Raw genomic sequence first — 23,236 nt, forward strand, 5'->3', positions numbered from 1 at the left:
CCCTCCTCGCTACCGGCTGGGTAGCCGGCCCCGCTTCGAGGGGAAGCGGGGCGGCTACCTAAAGAGTGTACTTAATGCGAGGAGTGCGACCCGTGGGGGTGGCTACTTGGGCGCGAACCGCTGCCCGGCGTCCAGCCGCAGGCACTGGCCGTTGAGCATCGGGTTGTCCACGATCGCCGCCACCAGCTTGGCGTACTCCTCGGGCCGGCCGAGCCGCTTGGGGAACGCGGCATCCTTGGTCAGCGCCGAAGCGAACTCGTCGGGAATGCCCTTGGTCAACCCTGTGGCAAAGAGGCTCGGGGCGATCGCAAGCACCCGGATTCCCAGTGACCCCAGGTCGCGGGCCATGGTCAGACACATGCCGGCGATGCCCGCCTTGGCCGCGGTGTAGGCGACCTGCCCGATCTGGCCTTCGAAGGCCGCGATGGACGCGGTGTTGATGATGACGCCGCGCTCCTCGTCCTCGGGCTCGTTCTTGGCCATGTGCGCGGCGGCGAGCCGGCTGATGTTGAAGGAGGCGATGAGGTTGAGATCGATCACGGATTGGAAGGATTCGAGGTCATGCGGACCGTTCTTGGTCATCGTCCGCTTGGCAATGCCCCCGCCCGCGGTCGTCACGATGACGTGCAGCCCGCCGAGTTCGTCGACCGCGGCTTGCAGCGCCTCCTCCGTGCCCTTGAAGTCGGTGACGTCAACCGGGTAGAACTTGCCTCCGATGCTCTTGGCGACCTCCTTGCCGTCGGAGCCCTCGCGGTCGAGCACCGCGACCTGCGCGCCCCGCTCGTGCAGCAGCTCCGCGGAGGCACGCCCCATTCCCGACGCGCCGCCGATGACGACGACCTTCTTCCCGCTGATCTCCATCCGGACCTCCCATTTTGGCTTGTCAGAATTCCCGATATTTGTAACGTTGCCTAGGTACGCTAGCGCGTCCGTCCCGACGGGTTGACCCCGCCTTGTTCAAGAGCCATGCCAAGCTGATTTCGTGCTCCTTCTCCACGTGGCGACGACCTCCCTTGACGTGGGCGGCACATCGTCACGGCTGAGCAAGGTCGCCCACATCGCCGACCTGTTGCGCCGCGCGGCGGCCGACCCCGACGGTGTCGCGATCGTGGTGTCCTGGCTCTCGGGTGAGCTGCGCCAGCGCCAGATCGGGGTCGGCTGGGCATCGTTGCGGTCGCGCCCGGCGGCGGCGTCGCATCCGACGTTGACGGTCGCCGGGGTCGACGCCAGCTTCTCGGAGATCGGGGCGGTGTCGGGCAAGGGGTCGCAGGCGCGGCGCGCCGACCTCGTCGCGGGAGTGTTCGCCGCCGCGACCGACACCGAGCAAGCCTTCCTGGTGCGGTTGCTCGGCGGGGAGCTGCGCCAGGGGGCGCTGGCCGGGATCATGGCGGACGCGGTGGCCAAGGCCGCCGGCATCCCCGTCGCATCGGTGCAACGCGCCGCGATGCTGGGCGGGGACTTGCCGGCCGTGGCGGCCGCCGCCTTGGGCGGCGGGGCCGGGGCGCTGGACGAGTTCGCCCTATCGGTCGGCCGGCCCGTCGGCCCGATGCTGGCGCAGACCGCGAGCGGAGTGGACGATGCGCTGGAACGCCACGGCGGCACAACGATTTTCGAGGCGAAGCTGGATGGCGCGCGGGTGCAGATTCACCGGGCCGGCGACGACGTCACCGTCTACACGCGAAGCCTTGACGACGTCACCGCCCGGCTGCCCGAGGTGGTGGAGGCGACGCTGGCCCTGCCGGTTCACGACCTCATCGCCGACGGTGAGGCGATCGCGCTGCGGCCCGACAATCGGCCGCACCGCTTCCAGGTCACCGCGTCACGGTTCGGCCGATCGGTCGATGTGGCGGCGGCCCGTGCGGCACAGCCACTTTCGGTGTTCTTTTTCGACATCCTGCACCGCGACGGCGCCGACCTGCTGGACGCGCCGACCGCCGAGCGGCTGGCCGCCCTGGACGCGCTGGTGCCGGCCGCGCAGCGGGTCGATCGGCTCGTCACGTCCGATCCCGCGGCCGCCAGCGGCTTCCTCGACGCGACGCTGGCCGCCGGCCACGAAGGTGTGCTGGCCAAGGCGCCGGACGCGCCGTACCAGGCGGGCCGCCGCGGAGCGGGCTGGCTGAAGGTCAAGCCGGTGCACACGCTGGACCTTGTGGTCCTCGCGGTGGAGTGGGGGTCAGGGCGCCGAAGCGGCAAGCTCTCCAACATCCACCTGGGGGCGCGCGATCCGGCCTCCGGCGAATTCGTCATGGTCGGAAAGACTTTCAAAGGGATGACCGACGCCATGCTGGACTGGCAGACCGCGCGCTTCAGCGAACTGGCGATCGGCCCCACGGACAACTATGTCGTGCAGCTGCGGCCCGAGCAGGTGGTCGAGGTGGCGTTGGACGGCGTGCAGAAGTCGTCGCGCTACCCCGGCGGTGTGGCGCTGCGGTTCGCCCGGGTGGTGCGCTACCGCGAAGACAAAGGACCCGCCGAGGCCGACACCATCGACACCGTGCGCGCGCTGTATTAAGACGGGCGGAGTTCGTTTCCCGCGCGTAGGGTTTCGGCCGTGGTAGTGAAAGAGCACGACAAAGACGTCAGCTATATCCACACCGACGAAGAGCTGCCGCCCGTCGCGATCGTCGACCGCTCCCCCATCACCGTCCGGCACAAGATCGTGTTCGCGGCCGTCGCCGTGATCGGTGCCGTCGCGTGGGCGATCATCGCGTTTGCACGCGGCGAGACGGTGAACGCGGTCTGGTTCGTGGTCGCGGCGATCTGCACCTATGTCATCGGCTTCCGGTTCTACGCCCGGCTGATCGAGATGAAGATCGTCCGCCCGCGCGACGACCGCGCCACCCCGGCCGAGGTGCTCGAGGACGGCACCGACTATGTGCCCACCGACCGGCGGGTGCTGTTCGGTCATCATTTCGCCGCCATCGCCGGAGCCGGACCACTCGTCGGTCCGGTGCTGGCCACCCAGATGGGCTACTTGCCCTGCAGCATCTGGATCGTCGTCGGCGCAGTGTTCGCAGGCGCGGTGCAGGATTACCTGGTCTTGTGGATCTCCACCCGACGGCGGGGACGGTCCCTGGGCCAGATGGCCCGCGACGAGCTGGGCGCCACCGGCGGCGCGGCCGCCCTGGTCGGGGCGTTCGTCATCATGGTGATCATCATCGCGGTGCTGGCGCTGGTCGTGGTGCGGGGCCTGGCCCAGAGCCCATGGGGCGTGTTCTCCATCAGCATGACCATCCCCATCGCCCTCTTCATGGGTTGCTACCTGCGGTTCCTGCGCCCCGGGCAGGTGGCCGAGGTATCGCTCATCGGCTTCGCGCTCCTGTTGCTGGCCGTGGCCTCCGGCAACTGGGTCGGCGAAACGGCCTGGGGTGCAACGTGGTTGAACATCTCGCCGGTGACCGTGTCTTGGCTGATCATCGGCTACGGTTTCGTGGCGTCGGTGCTGCCGGTGTGGTTGCTGCTCGCCCCGCGCGATTACCTCTCCACGTTCATGAAGGTCGGGGCCATCGCCCTGCTCGCGGTCGGCATCTGCGTGGCCCGGCCGCTCATGCAGGCGCCCGCGATCTCGCGGTTCGCCGCCGGCGGCGACGGCCCGGTGTTCCCCGGATCGCTGTTCCCCTTCCTGTTCATCACCATCGCCTGCGGCGCGCTATCCGGATTCCACGCGCTGATCTCGTCGGGGACGACGCCCAAGCTGCTGGAGAAGGAAAGCCAGATGCGGCTGATCGGCTACGGCGGCATGTTGACCGAATCGTTCGTCGCCGTGATGGCGTTGATCAGCGCCTCGATCCTCGACCAACACGTGTACTTCGCCCTCAACGCCCCGGCCGCCCAAACCGGCGGCACCGCGGCCACCGCCGCCGACTACGTCAACCGGCTCGGACTGTCGGGGACCCCGGCGACCACGGACCAGCTCGCCCACGCCGCCGCCGGCGTGGGCGAAAAGTCCATCGTGTCGCGCACCGGCGGAGCGCCCACGCTGGCATTCGGCATGTCGGAAGTGCTGCAACGGGTCTTCGGCGGGGCGGGCCTCAAGGCGTTCTGGTATCACTTCGCGATCATGTTCGAGGCGCTCTTCATCCTGACCGCAGTCGACGCGGGCACCCGCGTCGCACGGTTCATGTTGTCCGACGCGCTGGGCAACCTCGGTGGCCCGCTGGCCAAGCTGCGCAACCCGAGCTGGCGCCCGGGCGTCTGGCTCTGCAGCCTGGCCGTGGCCGCGGCCTGGGGCAGCATCCTGCTGATGGGCGTGACGGATCCGCTGGGCGGAATCAACACCCTGTTCCCGCTCTTCGGTATCGCCAACCAGCTCCTCGCGGCCGTCGCGCTGACCGTCATCACCGTGATCGTCATCAAGAAGGGCCTGCTGAAGTGGGCGTGGATTCCCGGGATTCCATTGCTGTGGGATCTGGCGGTCACGCTCACCGCCTCGTGGCAGAAGATCTTCTCGGCCGATCCCAATGTCGGCTACTGGACGCAACATTTCCAATACCTGGCCGCGCGGAACGCCGGCAAGACGTCGTTCGGTTCGGCCAAGAACGCCCATCAACTCGACGACGTCATCAGGAACACCTTCATCCAGGGCACCCTGTCCGTTCTGTTCGCGCTGGTCGTCGTCATCGTGTTGATCGTCGGAGTCATGGTGTCCTATCACGCGATTCGCGGCGGCGGCCGGCCACTGACGGAGGACGAGCCGATACCGTCGAAGTTTTTCGCGCCGTCGGGCCTTGTCCCCACGGCCAGCGAACGCGCGGTGCAGAGGCAGTGGGATGCGGCCAGAACGGTTGCCACTGAAAGAACTTGACCTACACCGGATCGAATCCGGAGATCAGCCAGCGCCCGCCGACCTTGTCCAGCGTGACCCGGACGCTGGATGCCGTGTAGGCGGGCGCCTCAGCGCCGACGATCGTGGTCTGGTTGACGAACACCAGGACGACACCGTGGTCGGGTCGCGCCGACACTGACGCCGCAGACTGGACGTTCGCCACCGCAGAGATGTGTCTCTGCTTCGAGCCGGGGATCACCACTTCTCGGGTCAGCGACGTGTAGGCGTCTTTGAACCGCCCGGTCAGCCGGTCACGAGCGGCGCCCAGGTCGCGCTCGACCGTGTCGGGTCGGTAGCTCAGCAGGGCGGCCGTGGCATCCCGCGCTGTCTGCGTAGCCTCGATGCGGCCGCGGTCGGCATCGGTGACCGACGAACCCTGCCACTTCAGGAAGCCGGCCGTCGACGCAAGCGACAAAGCCAGCCCCGGTATCAGACCGTATGCCAGCACCCGCGACCAGTTGATGCGTTGCGCGCATTCGGGCACGGCATCCGTGGGCTCGTCGGCGTTGCGGCGCAATCGGTTTCTCATCGCACGAACTCCACATTCGACACCTTCGCCACGCCGCCAACCTTCAGTACGGAAAGCCGCATTCGCCAGGCGTGCGGCTCCTGTTCGGCCGCACCGGCGTTCGACGTGTGGACCGTGACAGCCACCAGGACTTCCGCCCGGTCGCCGGATTGGGATTCGATGCCCGCTTCCGTCACGGTTCCAGCGGACTTGGACTGGGTCCGCAACACCACGTCGATGAACGGCTGCGAGCGTTTGGAGAAGTTGTCGTACAGATCGCCGGTCGCCCCGGCCAGAATGCGCTGCACGTCTGCATCGACTTCACGGAAGTCAACCGTGGTGAGGTTGACCGCACTTTGGCGACCAGCCTGCAGGAAAAGCGTGCGCTGCTGCTGCGCTTCGTGCGCTCGGTGCGCGCGCAGGCCGACCCACCCGACCAGCCCGATCAGCGCGGCCACGATGACAAGTCCGATGGTCAGTGTCAGCCGAACCGGAGCGGGGCCGCGGGGCGCCTTTTCCGTTTTCGCGTCGTCGTCGACTTCCGCAGGGAGCTCGGTCAATTCGGCGGTAGCAGCATCGTCTGCCATGTGCGCTCCTTTCCGCCGGGGGTGGCCAAGTCGGATTGCGTGTAGACATGCCCGTCGGGGCCGACGTAGGTGCCGGTGGCCGGGTCGTACTCGGCGGCCGCGATCGGCATCGGTTCGGGGGTCGGCGCGGGTGGCGCCGGCGCCGCCGGCGGACGCGGCTGCGGGACGGGCTGACCCGAAAGCGTCGCGTTCGGGTCGCCTTTCCAGTTGTAACCGTCGTTGAGGGGAACGTAGCTTTCGTCGCTGTCGCACATCTGCACCGTCGGGGCGCGCTTGCCCGGGCGTCCCACGCAAGGGGTGTTGCGGACGCCGCGGACGTTTTGCGGGGAGTCCTGTGGCACACGGCAATACAGGTCGCCCCCTGGTCGGTCCGGGTAGTCGTCCCACGAAGGGACTCGCTGCTGCTGTGCCGGCAGAAAGCCGGTCAGACACGGTGGCGGCAGGTTCAGTCGCAGGTTGAAACTCAGGAAGGCGCCCTTATAGCCCTGCTTGGTGTTCCTGTTCGGGACATTGATCGCCTGAATCGTGGCCACCGCCTGGGGAAGTAGGACCAGCAGCTGCTCAAGGCCCGCGTGATAGGTCAGCGCCACCTGCCCGACAGCGATCAGGTTGGCGAGCACGACCGGCAGCGTCGGATTTACCCGATCCAGGAGCTGACGAACTTCCCCGACGGCGGGCCCGCCTTGCTCCAGCACCTGCCGGACGGCGGAGTCGTTTTTCTGCACCCCACGGGTGAGGTCGGCCAGGTGCGCGGCCCACGCCTGTACCGCGTCCGGTGTGTCGGTCTGCGCATCGAGCACCGGCTTGGAGTCGTCGATCAGGGTGAGCAGCGCACCGAGATTCTTTCGCGCATCGATGGATAGCGAGCTGGCGCCGGCCACGAGCCGGGAGATGTCCGGACCGAGCCCGCCGACGGCGGTGGAAGCCTCGTCGACGACGGTCTTGAGGTCCTCACGCGGGAGCGACTCCAAGCCACGGTTCGCCGCATCCAACATCGTGTCCAGGTCGGGCGGTACCGACACGCGATCCGCGCGGATCACGTCGCCGTCCCGCAGCGGCGGAGAGTCCCTGCGTGGCAACAGGGCAACGTACTGCTCTCCCACCGCCGATTGACTGTGCACCTGCGCATCGAGATCTGACGGGATGTCGATCCCCGACTTCAGCGAGAGCACCGCCGCGACGCCGGTGTTGGTGAGACGCACGCTGTCGACGCGGCCGACCTCGGTGCCACGATAAGTGACATTGCCGCTGGGGTATAAACCGGCGGCCTGAGGCAGCTCGATGGTGACGCGATAGCGTCCGATACCGAACATCGCCGGAAGCTGTATGTAGCCGAACACCATCACCGCGCCGCCGACCAGCGCGACGACCACAAAGATCGCCAGCTGGATGAGGATTCGTCTCGACAAGGGCGGCATGTCAACGCCCCTGATCCCAGTGATACGGCGCGACAAGCGGATTGCCGGCCGTGTACGGACTCGGCATCTGGCCGATCGTGCGGCCCCACTGCAGTTCCAACTCCGTCAAATTGCCCTCGAACCGGGTGCCGGTGAAGAATGACGCGTCGAGCCGGCTCAGCGTCAGGTCGATGATGGCGGTCAGGTTGGCGTAGTCACCGCGGGCCCACTTGCTGATGGTCTCCTTCGGGAACGGATAGGTGGCGAGCAGGCTCAACGCGCGGGTCATGGCGGGCCCGGCGTTGGCCAGCGATTCCAGTACCGGCGCTAAGTCGTTGAGCTCTTTGACCAGAGTGTCCTTGGTCTGGCGTGCCGAATCGGCAACCAGCGCACTGAATTTGCCGAACTGATCGAGCGCCTCCACCAGGGTCTGCCGCTCGTCGGCCAAGGTGCGAAGCGCGGCCGGGATGGTCGTCAGCGCCCTGTCCATCACCGGCTTCTGATCGGCGAACTGACCGACGAGGTTGTTGAGGCTCTCGGCGGCGGCGATGATGTCACCGGTCTGGCCGGCCACGTGGCCGGTGAAGGTGTCGAGCTGAGCTATCAGGCTGCGCAGGTCATCGGCACGGCCGGCCAGCGCGGTGCTCAGCGACTGGGTGATGTCCTGAATCTGTCCGATCCCACCGCCGTTGAGCAACAACGAGATAGCGGCGAGCGTCTGCTCCGTCGACGGGTAGCTGCCGGCCGACGACAGGGAAATCAGCGAGCCCTCTTTCAACCTGCCCCGGGGTGGGACGTCGGTGGGTGGCGCCAGCTCGACATGCAGGGAACCCAGCAGGCTGGTTTGCCCGATCGTCGCGGTCGCGTTGGCCGGCAGGTCGACGTCGCCGTCGAGCCGGATGGTCAGCAGCGCATGCCAGCCCTGCCGCTCGATCCTGGCGACGTTGCCGACCGTGACGTCGCCGACCTGCACACGCGAGTTCTGTTCCAGGGTGCCCACGTCGGGCAGTTGCGCCTGAATCGTGAACGCCCCGGGGCCGCGTCCGGCGGTTCCGGGCAGCGCGACCGAGTTCAGACCGCGCCAACCACAACCGGCCGGCGCGACCATCGTCAGCGCCACCAACAACCCCACCGCAGCGCGACGCAGGCGCCCGCCCGTCACGGTCCGTCCCCCGTCGGCAGCATCAACCCGCGCAGGCCGTCGGCGGGATTGGTCGGGTGCACCTGGGCCGGCGCGGACGGAAGGCCCGGGTTTCCCATCGGATTCGGCTGCGGCGGCACGTAGTCGGGCCGCATCCAGTCCTCGCTGTAGGTCACCTCATTCGGGCGTGCCGTGGCGCCGACCACCAGGTTCTCGCCCAGCGGGGGGAAGTTGTACTGACGGTTCTTGATGATCGGTGCCAGGTACTGCACGCACAGCTTGGCCGACTGGTCCCATCCCAGGCGCGACGCCGCCTGTATCGCCCCGCACAGGAAGGCGACCGGATTGGCGAAGTTGGCGAATGCCGGCGCACCGCTCAGTGTGCCCTGCGCGGGCTGATAGATGTTCATGAAGTTCTGCAGCTCGGTGGGCGCGATATGCAACGCCTGCTTGATGTCGTCGAGGCTGTTGTTCAGCTCCGTCGACACCGACGCCAGCTTGTCCGACGTCGTGCCCAGCGCTTCGCGGTTGTCGGCCACGAAGGTTCGGACGTCGCCGACGACGTCGGAAAGCGCTGCGACCGCGTTGGCGACCTCGTTGGGATCGTTGGTCAGCAGGCCGGTGACCGAGGCCAGGTTTTGATTCAGCTGCCGCATCAGGTCACCGCTGCTCTGCAACGCCGAAACCAGGATCGACAGGTTCTTCACCGTGCTGAATAGGTCCTTGCTGTGGTCGCCCAGCGCTGAAACCGCTTGGGAGAGTTTCACGATGGTGTCGCGGATGGTCACTCCCTGGCCGCGCAGGTTGTTCGCGGCGGTCGTCACGAGCGATCCGAGGGGACTGAGGCCGCCGCGGGTCGGCTGCAGCATCTGGGTGAGCTTTTCCAGGTCCTGACGCAGGTCGTCCCACTCCACCGGGACCGCGGTGCGCGCCTGTGGGATCACGGCGCCGTCTTGCAGCCGCGGTCCACCGGTGTAGGCGGGGGTCAGCTGGATCGCCCGCGCGGTAACCAGCGACGGCGACAGGATCACGGCCTTGGCATCGGCGGGCAGCTGGTATTTGGCCTCATACCAGAAGGTGATCTTGACGCGCTCGGGTTGCGGCTCGATCTTTTTGATGTGGCCGACGGCCACCCCCAGGATGCGCACCTCGTCGCCCACGAAGATGCCGTTGCTGTTGCTGAAGTAGGCGACGACCGTGGTCCTGCTGCTCGCCGTCGACGAGCGCCAGAGCGCCGCGGCGCCGGCAAGAAGGCTCAGCACCAGCACGGCGGCCAGGCCGATTCTGGCGTTGTGGCGGTTCATCTTTCACCGGCTTTCGGCAGCGACGGCGGTTCACCCGGGGCCGGCACGTACACCGGCGACGGCGAAGGTGGCGCCGGGGGTGGGGCCGTCTGCCCCGGGGCGAGCGGTGGTGGCCCCGGCGGCGGTCCGCCCGGCGGCGGCGCGGGGGGCGGCTCACGGTAGGGGTAGCGCGGGTCACCCGGGTTGCCGGTGATCGCGTCCGGGAGGTTCAGCCTCGGCTCACCGCCCTGACCGGTGCGCGGGAACGGTACCGGCAGGGCCGGCGTTCCCGGCTGACCGACCTGCGGATCGGAGAGTTGTGACGGCAGCAGCACATTCGGGTCCAGACCCAGATCGGAGAACGCGGCGTCCACGAAGGGCTGGATGAACTGACCGGGGATCAGGTTGGCGATGTAGAAGTTGAACCATGGACCCGTGGACATCGATTCGCCGAGCGAGAGGGCGTAGTCATCGAACTTCTTGATCGCCTGTCGCACTCGTTCTTTGCGGTTGTCGACGATCGCCAAGACCTCGTTGAGCTTGTCCAGTGCCGGCTTGAGGGTCTGCCGGTTGTCGGCGATGAACCCCTTGATCTGCCGGCTCACCGCCGCGATGCTGCCGGAGATCTGGTCCAGCGCGCGGCTCTGGCTCTGCAATTGCACGAGCAGCGCGTTGCTGTCGGCGACCAGACGGGCTATCTGGTCACTGCGCTGCGACAACACGGTGGTCGCCTTGTTGGCGTTGGCCAGAAGATTTCGCAATTGCGTGTCCCGGTCACTCAACGTTTGTGAGAACCGCGCGACACCGGCGACCGCGATCTTCAGGTCGGCCGGGGTGTCGGAGAAAGTATCCGCCAGCACCGCCAGTGATTCGGACAACCGGTTGGTGTCCATCCCGCTGATGGCGGCGCCGAGGTCACCGAGCGCGTCGGGCAGCTGGTAGGGCGCATGGGTGTGTTCGAGCGGGATCGGCCCGGACAGCCTGCCGTCGCCGCGGGTGGTGATCTCCAGGATCTTGGCCCCCAGCAGGCTCTTCGTCTTGATCGACGCCTCGCTGCGATCTCCGAGCCGGATGTGCTTGTCCACCTCGAACGTGACGAGCACCCGCGGGCCGTCCAGCGCGATGCTGTCGACCGTGCCCGCTTTGACACCCGAAACCTGCACGGCGGCACCCGTTAACAGCCCGCCCGCTTCGGCGAAGTATGCCGAGTACTCCCTGCCCGATTTGAAGAAGGGCAGCTTGCTATAGGTCAGCGACGCCGCCACCGCGCCTGCGACGACCACGACACCGATCGCGCCGACGACGAGGGGATTGCGTTCGGAGAAGTACTTCATCGCGGCGTGCACCTCCCCGAGGGCTGGCCGATCACCTTGACGTAAACCGGTTGCCCGCCTTTGCCATTCAGCTTGAACAGCATTTCGCACAGATAGAAACTAAAGAAGTCGCCGTACAGGCCCTGCCGGTTCAGCATCTGGTAGGCGTCCGGCAAGGTGTTGAGGAAGTCGTCGAAGTAGTCTCGGTCGGCCAGGATGAGGCCACCCGCCCGGTCGCCCTCGTTGAGGATCTTCGTCAGGGGCGCGCGGCCTTTCGCGAGGAGATCGGCGATCGAACCGGCCGCGGCATTGGCATAGGCGATCCCGTTGCTGATGTCTCGCTTGCGGTCGGCGAGCGTTGCCAGCAGCTGGGACAACGAGTCGACGGTCTTTGCGAACTGGGCGCTTTGGTCTCCGAGCGAGCCCAGAACGGTGTTGAGGTTGACGATGACCTGCCCGACGAGCTGGTCCCGGTCCGCCAGGGTGTTCGTCAGCGCGGCGGTGCGCGCCAAGACGGAGCCGATTGTTGCGCCCTCGCCCTGGAACGCTTTGATGAGCTCGCTGGACAAGGTGTTGACCTGATTGGGATCCAGCGCGCGGAACAACGGGCGGAAGCCGCCGATCAGCGCGTCCAAATCCAGCGCCGGCGACGTCCGAGCCAGTGGAATCGTGTCGCCGGGCCTGAGTTGCCTTGTGCCACCGGGCCCTTCCTGTAGCGCAAGGTAGCGGCCGCCGATGAGGTTCTGGTAGCGGATGATCGCCTTGCTGCCCTCCGTCAGCACCACGGTGTTGTCGGTGCTGAAGTCGACGACCGCGGTGCCGTCGTCCTGGACCGAGATCTTGCTGACCTTGCCGACTTCGACGCCCGCGATGCGGACGAAGTTGCCGACCTCGAGCCCGGACACGTTGCTGAACCGCGCCTTGTACGGCAGTCCGTTGCCGAACCGCAGCTGCGCGAAGATCGCCAACATCGCGACCAGGCCCAGGGTGCACACGACCATGAAGATCGCCAGGCGCCAGATCGCGCCGAGCAGGTTCTCCTTCATGGCGGTGCTCCTCGTTTAGAGTCGGCTGGTCGTCACGGTGCCGGCGGCGCTTATGGGGGTGGCGGTGCGGGGGTGGGCTGCAGCTGTGCGGGGGCCGGGATCACGGCCGGCTCGGATCCCGGTGGCGGGGAACCGGGTTCGGGCGGTGCACCCGGCGGTGGCGCCGGCGGCAGACCCGGGTACAGCGGTGTCCCGTCCGGGGCGTATTGCGGGGCGCCGTACGGCGGCGCCCCCGGGTACGGGATCGGGCCGGGCGCGGGGCCGCCCGGATAGCGGATGCTGGGCGGTTCGGGGATCCCCCGGGTGACGGGCAGGTAGTCGGCGTATCCGGGGAAGGCGATTCCGGGGTTGGGCCGGATGTCCAGGCCGGTTCCCCAGCCGGTGTTCGTAATCAACCCACGCAATGGCCAATTCGCGGCGACATCCGGCAGCGATCCGCAGCCCGGCTTACCGCCGGGCCCGCCCCTGGCGCCCACGATCGGAACGTTCTGCGGGTACCGGTATTGGTCCGCACCGAACAGCGGTGTGCTGTCGATGATCAGCGAGTAGCCGTTGGCGCCGCCCATCGCGTCCCGGTACCCGGTATCGAGGGCGGTCTTGGCGCCGACCAGCATGCACGTCAGCGCGGGGTTGTATTTCATCAGCAGGCTCGTCGTCGGTTCGAGCAGATTGACTGCCCTGATGATGTTGTCCTTATTGGGGCCAACGAGGTTGATACCACTGCGAGACAGGCCGATGACGCCGGTGAGCAGCGAGTCCAGGGCGGATGGGTCATCGTTGACCGTGCCGCTAGTGACGCTGGCCGCGTCGAGCACCCGCAGTATGTCCTGCGCGGCAGGGCCATAGGTGTCGCCGACACGCTGGACCGCGCGAATGTCCGCGCGGACGGTTTCGGCGCGCGGATTGATCTCGCGCAGCACCTCGTTCGCGTCGGTGATGCCCTGGCCCATGATTGCGCCGCGCCCGCGCAAACCCTCGGCCAGCGCGGACAGGACGCCCTGAAGCTTGGCCGGGTCGATCTCGTCCAGCACCTTGACGAGATTGGCGAACATGGTGTTGACCTCGGTGCCGACGTTCTCGACCCTGATCACCGCTCCGGCCGCGAGGCGCTTCGGGGCGGGCTGGTTCGGGTAGACGAGGTCGACGTATTTGCCGCTGAAGAACGTGGTGGCCCTGATGCGGGCATGCACGTTCGCAGGGATGTATTTGACCTGGTCCGGGTAGAGGTCCAGCCTGAGGCTGACTTGGTCCTTCCCGGTGGTGATCTCGGCGACCCGACCCACCTGCACCCCACGCATCTTGACCTTGCCGCCACGGTCCATCACCAGGCCCGCCCGGTCGGAGATCACCGTCACCGGCACATACGACTTGAACGACCCCGAGAAGAAGGCGGACGTCAGCACGACGGTGCCGAGGGTGGCGACGACCAAAATCAATGTCCACCACGCGGGATGCATGCCCTCCGAGCGCGATTCCGACATGTCCCTACCCCGAAAGATTGAAGTGGCCGGACTGGCCGTGTACGGAAAGGGAGATCGCCAACACGATCAGCGTCAACACGATGAGGGAAGTGCGGACCGAGTGACCGACCGCACGACCGACACCGGCGGGTCCGCCCGAGGCGTTGTAGCCGTAATAGGTGTGCACGAGCATGACGGCGATCGCCGCGGTGATCACCGTGACGAATGACCAGAGCAGGTCGGTCGAATTGAGAAATGTACGGAAATAATGGTCGTAGACCCCGGTGGACTGGCCGTAGATGCCCGTCGTGCCGAACCGGGCCGCCTGAAACGCACACACCACCGCCACGCAATACAGCGGGATGACGACGACAACGCCCGCGACCACCCGGGTCGAGACGAGGTAGGCCACAGACCGCACCGCCATCACCTCGAGCGCATCGATCTCGTCGGCGATCCGCATCGCGCCCAATTGCGCGGTGGCGCCCGCGCCGATGGTCGCGGCCAGACCGACTCCGGCGACCGCCGGTGAAATGATGCGTACGTTGACGTAGGCGGAGATGAATCCCGTCATCGCCTCAACGCCGATGCCGGACAGCTGGTTATAGCCCTGCACCGCGATGACCGCGCCGGTCGACAGGGTCAGGAAACCCACGATCACCACCGTGCCGCCGATCACCGCCAGCGCGCCGGTGCCCAGGCTCATCTGGGCGACCAGTCGGATGATTTCCTTCCCGTAGCGAACGAAGGCCGTCCGCATCTCGGTGACCGCCATCGAATAGAACTTCACCTGCGCGCCAACGCGATTCCAGCCGTCGGCGACGCGATTCCAGCCGCCGGCGACGCGGCTCGCCGCGCGCAGCAGCCAGGCGAATCGCTGGTGTATCGCGCTGTCGGCGGTCATTGCGGCCCCGTGTAGAAGACGGCTGTCGCCACGATGTTGATCACGAACAGGGCGATGAATGAGTACACGACGGTTTCGTTGACGGCGTTGCCGACACCCTGCGGGCCGCCGCCGACGGAAATGCCCTTGTAGCAAGCGATCAGAGCGGCCGCCATCCCGAACAGCGCCCCTTTGACCAGACCGAGGATGAGGTCGGGCAGGTGGGTGAGCAGCGTCAGACCCGCTGCGAAGGCGCCTGGGGTGACGTGCTGGACGAAGACCGAGAAGAAAAACGACCCGGCCAGGCCCACCAGCGTCACCAGCGAGACCAAGGACACCGCGACGACCGTGGCCGCCAACACCCGGGGTGCGGCCAGCCGGCGAACCGGGTCGACGCCCATCACCCGTAACGCATCGAGTTCGTCGTGGATGGCACGCGCTCCCAGGTCGGCGCACATCGCCGTGGCCCCGGTGCCGGCGACGACGAGAACGGTCACGACCGGCCCGATCTGGGTGACCGAGGCGGTCGCGGCGCCCGTGCCGGAGAAGTCGGCCGCCCCGAACTCGACCAACAGGATGTTCATGGTGAACACGACGAGCACGGTGAACGGAATCGTCAGCAACAGCGTCGGAATGATCGACACCCGCGCCACGAACCAGGTCTGAAAGAGAAACTCACGCCATGGAAACGGCAGCTTGAACATCGCCACGTAGGTGTCGAGCGACATGGCGAAGAATCCGCCGACCGAGCGAAGGGGTTTGGTGACGGACTCTGAGGAAATCACGGCAAATCCCTCCCGCGGCCCGGAAATATGACCGTCCTCGCGACGCCTGCGCGCCTAACCTGGAGTCGCTTGTGGGGAACCGTACAACAAACGTCCACGGCGCGAAGGCACATTCGCGATGTTTGCCGGCCTAGCGCGAAATGCACTTGGAGTGAACAAGATCCACGGCCATGATGACTGGGATATTCGACCGGTGTTGTCATTGCGTCACGGCCCCGTGGGCGGAACGTATCCGGCGGCCGATTGCCGCAACTGCCAGATCTGGGCGGGGCACAATTCACCGACGGCCTGGCTTATCAGATACGAGGCCTGAAACTCGTCGGAGTTGCTGAAATCCTCTTTGACCTCCGTCATGATCTGCGCATAGCGCTCCCCCACCCGCACCTTGTCGCAAATGCCGTTCCCGTACGCCAGGGCGGCGTCGGCGTTAGGGAAGTTGTAGCCCGGGCGCACCGTCACGTTGACGAGGTAGGCCACCGCATCGGCCCGCGCGGGGGGCGGGCCGGTGCACAGCAGGACCGCCGCGGCCGCGGCCGGACCGGTCAGCTGACGAAGGTTCATCTCGGCGCCCCAGCGCCGGGTGCGCCATACATGGCAACGACCACGCTGCGGTCCAGGCTGTTCTCCGACCAGACCCCCATCTGCGTATAGGCACAATTCCGCATGATCGCCAGGTAGGCGGGGTTGTAGTACCACTGGTTGATCACCTCGAGGCCGCTGATCGCCAGCGCCGGGTTGATCGCGACGGTTTCGGCGACGCTGCCCCCATAGCCCGCTGCATTCGCCCGGTCCGGTGGCGTCGAGCCGTCGGAGCCGATGTCACCGTCGAGCGCGCGGTTGGCGAGTACATCGTCGGTGTGCCATTGCGCCGCCAGCTGCAATTGCGGGTTGATCCGCACGTCGTTGGTGCAACCGGCATTGTGCTGGACGGTGTAGACGTTGGCGACGACTCCGTCGTTGAGCCGCTTGTTGTCCGCGTTCGCCGTTGGCGTGCGGGCGAGTACCGTGCCGGCGAGGAGGACGGCCAGCATCGCCGTGCAGCAACGAATGGCGTCGCGCAGTTTCATGCGGCCCCGCGCCTACCGCCGGGCTCGGAAATCCATTGGCGCGCCTCTTCGGCCTCGTCCTCCGAAAACGTACGGTACTTTCCCGGCCATAGAAAACCCAGAAGTTCAGTGAGTTTCGCTACGTGCTTCACCCATTGCGCGTCACTGACGATCGCGCACCGATCCCAGTCGAAGTAGTGGTCCACGCCGAACTTCGAATCCGCCCATACGGCACCCGGCCCGAGAATGGTTAAGTCAGGAGCGATTTCGCAATATATCCGGACCTTATTGTGCCGAGTCAGTCTGTCTTCGAAGCTGGGTATCAGTACCGCGTCGTAATCGGCCTTGGTCACGTGCCCATGAATGGCGAAAGCGGCCACGTCGTCGGGAAAGCCGTTGAGTATCTCAATCACGACGCCTCCTGAAAACAAACGCAATCTTTTTCGGTCCGGTCATCGTCTCCGCGTCGAGCGCGGCGGCCTAGGGGCCAAAGTCATCGGAAGAAGCGACCGGTGGCCGTTAACTCGAGGACCCGTCGGGCCGCGGCGCGCCGGGCAAAAACCTTGTTCCAAGGCCCCGGCGCGGTCCTAAGATTGCGCGATGAGAGTCGGCATCGACTTCGGAACCACACACACCGTCGTTGCCGCCGTCGACCGAGGCAACTACCCCGTCGTCTCCTTCGATGGTGTCGACGCATGGCCGTCGATCGTCGCGGCCAACGCCGCCGGGGAGCTGCGGTTCGGCGCGGAGGCCGCCGCCGTCCGCCACGACCCGGAATGGTCGGTGTTGCGGTCGTTCAAACGTCTGCTCAACGAGGCCGGACCCCAGACGGAAGTGAGCCTGGCCGGCCGCAGCCATCGACTGGCCGACCTGCTCACCGGCTTTCTGGCCCAGCTGAAAATCGACCTGCTGCGCCGCTCCAATGCCAGCCTCACCGCGGGGGAAACCATCGAGGCCGCGATCAGCGTGCCGGCCAACGCCTCGAGCGCCCAACGCCTCCTGACACTGGACGCGTTCGTTACGGCGGGTTTCCACGTCGTCGCGCTGCTCAACGAGCCGTCCGCCGCGAGCCTGGAATACGCGCACCGGTACCGCTCCACGATCACCGCCAAGCGGGAGTACGTCCTGATCTACGACCTGGGCGGGGGCACCTTCGACGCCTCGCTGCTCAAGATGACCGGGCACGCGAACGAGGTCGTCATCAGTGAGGGCATTCAGCGCCTCGGCGGCGATGACTTCGACGAGGCGATCGTCGAGCTCGTCCTCGCGCGCTCGCGGCTGTCCGGGCTGGACTCCGCCGGCCGCGACCTGCTGCGGGAGGAGTGCGCCGCCCGCAAGGAGGCAGTGGGGCCACAGACGCGCCGCTTCCTGGTGGACCTGACGGGGGTCGACGGGGTGGACCGGCCCCCGTTTTCCTGCCCCGTCGACGACGTCTATGAGGCCTGCGCGCCGCTCGTCGACAAGACGGTGGAGTTGCTCGACCGCGTTCTGCACAACCCGGCCGCGGGCGGCCGCGACGTGACGTGGTCTGAGGTCGCCGGCATCTACGTCGTGGGCGGGGCCGGCAGCTTCCCGCTGGTTTCGCGGATGCTGCGCACCACGTTCGGCGACAAGCGGGTGAAACGCTCGCCGCACCCCTTCGCTGCCACCGCCATCGGCCTGGCCGTCTTCCTCGACAAGGAATCCGATTTCGCCCTCTCCGAACGCTTCTCGCGCAACTTCGGGGTCTTCCGCGAGGCGGAAGCCGGCGCGGGCGTCGTCTTCGACCCGATCGTGTGCAAGGACGTCTCCCTGCCCGCCGATGGGCACACCCCACTGGTGGTGAAGCGGAGGTATCGCGCGGCGCACAACATCGGCCACTTCCGGTTCGTGGAGTGCAGCCGCCTGGTCAACGGCCGGCCCGACGGCGACGTGACACCCTACGATCCGGTCCTCTTCCCCTTCGACCCGGCCCTGCACGATCGCGACGACCTCGGGCGTCAGCCGGTCGGCCGGTGGCGGGACGGGCCCGACGTCGAGGAGCGCTACGTCATCGCCCCCGGCGGCGCGGTGGAAGTGACCCTGACAACGCAGCCGGCCGGATTCAAGCGCACCTTCCGCCTGGAGCGCCGCGCCTCCGCGAGCGCGTGACGCGGCCATGGAACTGTATGACGTCATGCGAACGACTTTCGCGGCGCGGGAATTCACCGACGACCCGCTGCCCGACGAGGTGTTGTGGCGCATCTTCGACAACGCCCGGTTCGCGCCGAGCGGCGGCAACCGGCAGGGCGCCCACATCACCGTGGTGCGCGACCCGGACGTCCGTCGCCGGCTCGCCGAGCTGGGTACGGCCGCCGCCCGCCGCTACTTCGCCCAGCTGCAGGCGGGTGAAAACCCCTGGAATTCAATCCATCCCAGCGGTGTGCCGCAAGACGTCATCGACCGAACCGAGATCCCCGACACCTTCGTCGCGCCGATCGCGAAAGCACCGGTCGTCCTGGTGGTTTCGGTCGACCTGACCGTCGTCGCCTCGATCGACCAGGACTTGGACCGCGTCGGCCTGGCCGGCGGTGCATCGGTGTACCCGCTGATCTGGAACATCCTGCTCGCCGCCCGCAGCGAGGGGTACGGCGGCACCATCACGACCATGGCCGTCGCGGCCGAGGACCAGGTCCGCCGCCTGCTGGGAATACCCGGCCTGCACGCGGTCGCCGCCGTTGTGCCCCTTGGCAAACCGGTGCGCCAGCCGACCAAGCTGCGCCGCCGTCCGGTCGCGGAGTTCGTCACCCGCGGGCGCTTCGACGGCCCGGCATTCGAGGGATGAGGGCCTGCCGCTGGGCCGGTCCGTCCTTATTCCATGACATCGGCATAGATGTCTAGGAGCCGGAACCTTGTCGCATCGAGATACTCTCCGAGAACCGCGATCACACGCTTCTGCAGCTCGTACCCGAGTTCGTGGTCCTCTTCGCACTTGTCGCGCAGGCACTTGCCGTCGAAACCGATGGCGCGCGTCGTCTCAACGGCGCGCGCGTCGAACCGCGAGTTGTACGGCGGCACCAACCACGACCATCCAAGGATGTCCCCGTCTCCGAGTGTCTGCACCGTCAAGCTGCCACGGCCCAGTACGGGGGTTTCGAGCGCGATCCTGCCGGCGCGGATGAGGTAGAAGTGATCAGCGGGGTGACCCTCGCGGAAGATCAACTCACCCGCGCTGAAGCGCATGTTTGCCGCACACCCGACCGCCAACTGCAAATGGCGCGGGTCCATCCCGCGGAAGAACGGGTGTCTGGCCAGAACGCCTTCTAGCGTCCTCACTGCCTGCTTCCTTCACCGGTGCCGATCAATTGCCTGAGACGGACGATAGTCGATGATGAAGGCCCTCGTCCCGCGATCGAAGAGAAGAATTGCCTGCCGAAAGCCAACGCCGGGTGTCGGACCACCCTCGTACGATGCTTTCGTGATCCCCCGCGACTTCCCGACGAGGGATGTAGTCGGCGCGATCGAGTTGGACGACGATCGGAACCCACCTTGGGTACCCGACGTGGCGGGCCTATCACCGGTTAACGCTGCCCTGGCGTACGCGCGCGCGGGCTGGTACGTCCTGCCGACCAACCCCGCCGATATCAAGAACCCCGGCAGCGTCGTGCATGGCCACTGGCAGGACAAGTCAAGCCGCGACCCCCGGCAGATACGCGCGTGGTGGCGCGAAGATGCCGGCAACGGCATAGCCCTGCACGTCGGCAGGTCCGGAGCGGTGGCGTTCGACCTCGACATCGACGATCTCGGCGTGATCGCGCGCGCCGGTCGACCGGACATCGCCCAGGCGCTGCGGTCGGCCGCGGCGGTGCAGACCACCCGGCGCGAGGGCGACCGTGGCCATTACCTGTTCGCGACGGCACCGGGCGACTCGTTCGGTAACGGCCCGGGTGCGTTCCGGCGTTGGGGGCAGGTGCGGGGACGCAACGGCGTCATAATCGCGGCCCCGACGCCGCACCCCGATGCCACGACCAAAGGCGGTCGCTACCAATGGAAGCGCGTGGGCGCGCTGCGTCCGCTCCCCGAAGTGCTGCACGCATCCCTGTTGGCCGCCGCCGGCGAAGCCGACCCGCTCACCCAAGCGGAGCTGGAAGAGTTCCTGGACACGCACGCGGGCGGCGGCTGCGGGCGGCAGGGCTGCCGCAACTCGCCGAGGGGACCACTCACCAGGTTCAGAAACCAGGTAGCCGATGGGTGTTCGCGGCACGACACGATGGCGAGCGTGCTGCCGTGGGCATTCTCCGAGGCGATGGCCGGGTGCTACCCGGCGCGCGAGGCGTTCGACCAACTCCACACAGCATTCACGGCAGCATTCACCGACGATGACGATCCCGCCCGGCGCCGCCAGCTGGGCAGCGAGTTCGTCCGGCTTGCCCAGTGGGCGGCGGCGCACACCGACCCGGCCCGCGCGCATCACCATGAGCAGCCGCAGCGACCGGGCCGGTTCGCGTACCCCCCACAGCTGGCGCGATTCGCACGCCTGAAGTGGCGGCCATATCGGCGGCAGCACGACGAGTGACCTGACGCAAGTCAGTGCCGTAGTCTGACAACACATTTCACGGTACTTGTTGCGTCTCGGCGAGAAGGAGACAACGCCATGTCCACCTGGCTGATCACTGGCTGCTCGACGGGACTCGGCCGTGCGCTCGCCGAAGCCGTCATCGGGGCCGGCCACAACGCGGTCGTCACCGCGCGCGACGTCGCGAAGGTCGCCGACCTGGCGTCAGCCGCGCCGGAGCGCGTGCTCGCGGCCGCCCTTGACGTCACCGACCCCGCACAGGTCGCCTCGGCCGTGCGGCAGGCGCACGACCTGTTCGGCCACGTCGACGTACTCGTGAACAACGCCGGCTACGGTTACCGCGCCGCGGTCGAGGAGGGCGACGACGCCGACGTGCGCGCCCTGTTCGAGACACACTTCTTCGGCACCGTCGCGATGATCAAGGCGGTCCTGCCTGGCATGCGGACGCGCCGCAGCGGCGCGATCGTCAACATCTCCTCGATCGGCGCAACGGTAACTCCGGTGGGGTCCGGCTACTACGCGGCGGCCAAGGCCGCCATCGAAGGCATGAGCGGCGCGCTGCGCGGCGAGCTTGCCCCGCTGGGCATCTCGGTGACCATCGTCGAGCCCGGTGCGTTCCGCACGGATTTCGCCGGGCGCTCGCTCGTCCAGTCGGCCACCATCATCGACGACTACGCCGCCACCGCCGGGCAGCGCCGCAAGGAGAACGACACCATGCACGGCAACCAGGCGGGCGACCCCGCCAGGGCGGCCGCCGCGATCATCGCGGCGGTCGAGTCAAGCGAGCCCCCGGGATTCCTGCTGCTCGGCCCCGACGCCCTGGCCTTCTACCGCTACGTCGCGGACGCGCGCGCGACCGAGATCGCGAAATGGGAACAGCTGACGAGCGGCACTAACTTCGAGCCGTAACCGGCCGCCGCAGCTTGTTTTTCGCGAGCTTGCCGGTCGGGGTCCGGGGCAGTTCGTCGACGAAGTCGACCGAACGGGGCGCCTTGTAGTGGGCAATCCGATCGCGGACGTAGTCGATGAGATCTGCTGCGAGGGAATCGGTTCCACTCAGCCCTGGCGCCAGCTGTACGAGGGCTTTGACTTCCTCACCCATTTCGGGGTGGGGCACGCCGATGACGGCGACATCGAGCACCGCGGGGTGCAGTGCCAGGGCGTTCTCCACTTCCTGCGGGTAGATGTTGACCCCGCCGGAGATAATCATGAACGACTTTCGGTCGGTCAGGTACAGGAAGCCGTCGGGGTCGAGGTAGCCGAGGTCGCCGACGGTCGTCCAGTATGGGTGTTCCGGGTGGCAGGCCGCGGCGGTCTTGTCGGGATCGTTGTGGTATTCGAACGGAAGATGATCGCGTTCGAAGTACACGGTGCCGACCGCTCCGGCGGGTAGCTCGTTTCCGTCGTCGTCGCAGACGTGCAGCACGCCCAGCACGCTTTGGCCCACCGACCCGGGGTGGGTGAGCCATTGCTCGGAATCGATGAACGTCAGGCCGTGCGCCTCGGTGGAGCCGTAGAACTCGTAGAGAATCGGGCCGAGCCACTCGATCATCGCCCGTTTGACATCGCTGGGGCAGGGCGCGGCCGAATGCATGAGCATCCGCAGGCTCGACAAGTCGTAGCGGCGGCGGGTGGTCTCGTTGAGTTTGAGCAGCCGCACGAACATGGTGGGAACGAGCTGCGCGACGGTGACCCGGTATTGCTCGATGTAGCGCATGGTGGCTTCGGCGTCGAACTTCTTGGCCAGCACCACCGCTCCACCGAGTGCCTGCACCATGCCGCACCATCGCAAGGGCGCGGCGTGGTAGACGGGTGCCGGAGAGAGGTAGATGTCGCTGGCTTGGATTCCGTAGAAATGGCTGGCCATGGCCACGATCGGATCGCCCGGTTCGTCGATACGCCGGTTGGGCAGTGGGGGCTTGACGCCCTTGGGGAATCCCGTTGTGCCAGAGGAGTACAGCATGACGGCGCCGGCCGGTTCCCGGTGCAAGCGGGGGCCGGCCTCGGCGAGAGCCTTTTCGTAGCAGGCGAAACTGGGAACGTCACCGCCGAATGCCAGCCGCGGCCCGGGATTGTCGGCCCGCGCGGCGACTTCGGCCGCCAGGTCGGCCAGTTCGGCCGAGACGATCACCGCGCGTGCGCCCGAGTCACGCACGATGTAGGCGGCCTCCTGCGCCGTCAGGTGGTGATTGACGGCGGTGACGTACAGGCCCGATCGTTGCGTCGCCCAGTACACCTCGAAGACTTCGGCGGCGTTGTCGGACAGCAGCGCGACGACATCGCCGCGGCGGAGTCCGGCGTCGTACAGCACCCGCGCCAGCGCAGCGGAGTTGTCGTCGAGTTGCCGGTAGGTCAACACATGTCCGGACTCCGCCAGGATGACGGCAGGGCGATCAGGCCCCTTGTCCGCATGTTTACGCGGGTACAT

General features: G+C 67.1%; 21 protein-coding genes and 1 pseudogene. 6 read left to right on the top strand and 16 right to left on the bottom strand.

What is annotated here, in order from left to right:
* Window positions 1-102: 102 nt before the first annotated feature.
* Window positions 103-861 carry an SDR family NAD(P)-dependent oxidoreductase gene (locus AWC17_RS19960; protein ID WP_046187216.1) on the bottom strand — a complete coding sequence of 253 codons (759 nt, stop codon included), beginning with the start codon at window positions 859-861 and terminating at the stop codon, window positions 103-105.
* A gap of 121 nt (window positions 862-982) precedes the next feature.
* On the opposite strand from AWC17_RS19960, the gene AWC17_RS19965 reads away from it, so the two are divergent.
* Both AWC17_RS19965 and AWC17_RS19970 read left to right on the top strand, forming a co-directional pair.
* Entirely contained in the window at window positions 983-2,512 is a 1,530-nt protein-coding gene (locus AWC17_RS19965) for an ATP-dependent DNA ligase (RefSeq protein WP_085164996.1), read from the top strand.
* A gap of 39 nt (window positions 2,513-2,551) precedes the next feature.
* Window positions 2,552-4,804, top strand: coding sequence for a carbon starvation CstA family protein (locus AWC17_RS19970; protein ID WP_046186791.1), 2,253 nt, complete (start codon window positions 2,552-2,554; stop codon window positions 4,802-4,804).
* Between the two features lies 1 nt (window position 4,805).
* On the opposite strand, the gene AWC17_RS19975 is transcribed toward AWC17_RS19970, so the two are convergent.
* The 13 genes and pseudogenes from AWC17_RS19975 to AWC17_RS20035 all read right to left on the bottom strand — a co-directional run bounded on the left by AWC17_RS19975 (window position 4,806) and on the right by AWC17_RS20035 (window position 16,687).
* Window positions 4,806-5,288: a hypothetical protein gene (locus AWC17_RS19975; protein WP_046186793.1), complete on the bottom strand. Its 483-nt coding sequence runs from the start codon at window positions 5,286-5,288 to the stop codon at window positions 4,806-4,808.
* A 62-nt stretch (window positions 5,289-5,350) separates the two neighbouring features.
* Window positions 5,351-5,920 carry a hypothetical protein gene (locus AWC17_RS19980; protein ID WP_046186792.1) on the bottom strand — a complete coding sequence of 190 codons (570 nt, stop codon included), beginning with the start codon at window positions 5,918-5,920 and terminating at the stop codon, window positions 5,351-5,353.
* Window positions 5,890-7,338 carry an MCE family protein gene (locus AWC17_RS19985; protein WP_047321671.1) on the bottom strand — a complete coding sequence of 483 codons (1,449 nt, stop codon included), beginning with the start codon at window positions 7,336-7,338 and terminating at the stop codon, window positions 5,890-5,892. Before AWC17_RS19985 ends, AWC17_RS19980 begins: the two co-directional genes overlap by 31 nt.
* Window position 7,339: 1 nt before the next feature.
* Window positions 7,340-8,479, bottom strand: a complete 1,140-nt coding sequence (locus AWC17_RS19990) for a virulence factor Mce family protein (protein ID WP_269432130.1) — start codon at window positions 8,477-8,479, stop codon at window positions 7,340-7,342.
* Window positions 8,476-9,762, bottom strand: coding sequence for a virulence factor Mce family protein (locus AWC17_RS19995; protein WP_046186825.1), 1,287 nt, complete (start codon window positions 9,760-9,762; stop codon window positions 8,476-8,478). Before AWC17_RS19995 ends, AWC17_RS19990 begins: the two co-directional genes overlap by 4 nt.
* A complete protein-coding gene (locus AWC17_RS20000; protein ID WP_047321755.1) occupies window positions 9,759-11,075 on the bottom strand; it encodes an MCE family protein in 1,317 nt (438 codons plus the stop codon). Before AWC17_RS20000 ends, AWC17_RS19995 begins: the two co-directional genes overlap by 4 nt.
* Window positions 11,072-12,100 (bottom strand): virulence factor Mce family protein, encoded by a 1,029-nt coding sequence (locus AWC17_RS20005; RefSeq protein WP_046187167.1) that lies wholly within the window; start codon window positions 12,098-12,100, stop codon window positions 11,072-11,074. The genes AWC17_RS20000 and AWC17_RS20005 overlap by 4 nt, the downstream gene beginning before the upstream one ends.
* A 50-nt stretch (window positions 12,101-12,150) precedes the next feature.
* Window positions 12,151-13,581 carry an MCE family protein gene (locus AWC17_RS20010; protein ID WP_085164998.1) on the bottom strand — a complete coding sequence of 477 codons (1,431 nt, stop codon included), beginning with the start codon at window positions 13,579-13,581 and terminating at the stop codon, window positions 12,151-12,153.
* 4 nt (window positions 13,582-13,585) lie between these two features.
* Window positions 13,586-14,464: an ABC transporter permease gene (locus tag AWC17_RS20015; RefSeq protein WP_046182703.1), complete on the bottom strand. Its 879-nt coding sequence runs from the start codon at window positions 14,462-14,464 to the stop codon at window positions 13,586-13,588.
* Window positions 14,461-15,171, bottom strand: coding sequence for an MlaE family ABC transporter permease (locus AWC17_RS20020; RefSeq protein WP_276038640.1), 711 nt, complete (start codon window positions 15,169-15,171; stop codon window positions 14,461-14,463). The genes AWC17_RS20015 and AWC17_RS20020 overlap by 4 nt, the downstream gene beginning before the upstream one ends.
* 264 nt (window positions 15,172-15,435) lie before the next feature.
* Window positions 15,436-15,789, bottom strand: coding sequence for a DUF732 domain-containing protein (locus AWC17_RS20025; protein WP_046182701.1), 354 nt, complete (start codon window positions 15,787-15,789; stop codon window positions 15,436-15,438).
* 17 nt (window positions 15,790-15,806) lie between these two features.
* Window positions 15,807-16,220: pseudogene (locus AWC17_RS20030) on the bottom strand (CAP domain-containing protein); the annotation flags it as partial.
* Window positions 16,221-16,291: 71 nt separating this feature from the next.
* Window positions 16,292-16,687, bottom strand: coding sequence for a SpoIIAA family protein (locus AWC17_RS20035; protein WP_046182699.1), 396 nt, complete (start codon window positions 16,685-16,687; stop codon window positions 16,292-16,294).
* A 187-nt stretch (window positions 16,688-16,874) separates the two neighbouring features.
* Between AWC17_RS20035 and AWC17_RS20040 the strand changes: the two genes are divergently transcribed.
* Both AWC17_RS20040 and AWC17_RS20045 read left to right on the top strand, forming a co-directional pair.
* The gene (locus AWC17_RS20040) at window positions 16,875-18,404 is read left to right on the top strand and encodes an Hsp70 family protein (protein ID WP_046182698.1); all 1,530 of its coding nucleotides are present in this window, start codon (window positions 16,875-16,877) and stop codon (window positions 18,402-18,404) included.
* A gap of 7 nt (window positions 18,405-18,411) precedes the next feature.
* Window positions 18,412-19,077, top strand: a complete 666-nt coding sequence (locus tag AWC17_RS20045; RefSeq protein WP_046182697.1) for a nitroreductase family protein — start codon at window positions 18,412-18,414, stop codon at window positions 19,075-19,077.
* A gap of 26 nt (window positions 19,078-19,103) precedes the next feature.
* Here AWC17_RS20045 and AWC17_RS20050 read toward each other — a convergent pair whose 3' ends face one another.
* Window positions 19,104-19,568, bottom strand: a complete 465-nt coding sequence (locus tag AWC17_RS20050; RefSeq protein ID WP_046182696.1) for a cyclic nucleotide-binding domain-containing protein — start codon at window positions 19,566-19,568, stop codon at window positions 19,104-19,106.
* Window positions 19,569-19,710: 142 nt separating this feature from the next.
* Between AWC17_RS20050 and AWC17_RS20055 the strand changes: the two genes are divergently transcribed.
* Both AWC17_RS20055 and AWC17_RS20060 read left to right on the top strand, forming a co-directional pair.
* Window positions 19,711-20,808 carry a bifunctional DNA primase/polymerase gene (locus tag AWC17_RS20055; protein ID WP_046182695.1) on the top strand — a complete coding sequence of 366 codons (1,098 nt, stop codon included), beginning with the start codon at window positions 19,711-19,713 and terminating at the stop codon, window positions 20,806-20,808.
* A 78-nt stretch (window positions 20,809-20,886) separates the two neighbouring features.
* Window positions 20,887-21,717, top strand: coding sequence for an oxidoreductase (locus tag AWC17_RS20060; protein ID WP_046182694.1), 831 nt, complete (start codon window positions 20,887-20,889; stop codon window positions 21,715-21,717).
* On the opposite strand, the gene AWC17_RS20065 is transcribed toward AWC17_RS20060, so the two are convergent.
* Window positions 21,701-23,236, bottom strand: a complete 1,536-nt coding sequence (locus AWC17_RS20065; protein WP_046182693.1) for an AMP-binding protein — start codon at window positions 23,234-23,236, stop codon at window positions 21,701-21,703. The two genes, AWC17_RS20060 and AWC17_RS20065, sit on opposite strands and share 17 nt — an antisense overlap.

Source organism: Mycobacterium nebraskense (assembly GCF_002102255.1).
Taxonomy (GTDB): domain Bacteria; phylum Actinomycetota; class Actinomycetes; order Mycobacteriales; family Mycobacteriaceae; genus Mycobacterium; species Mycobacterium nebraskense.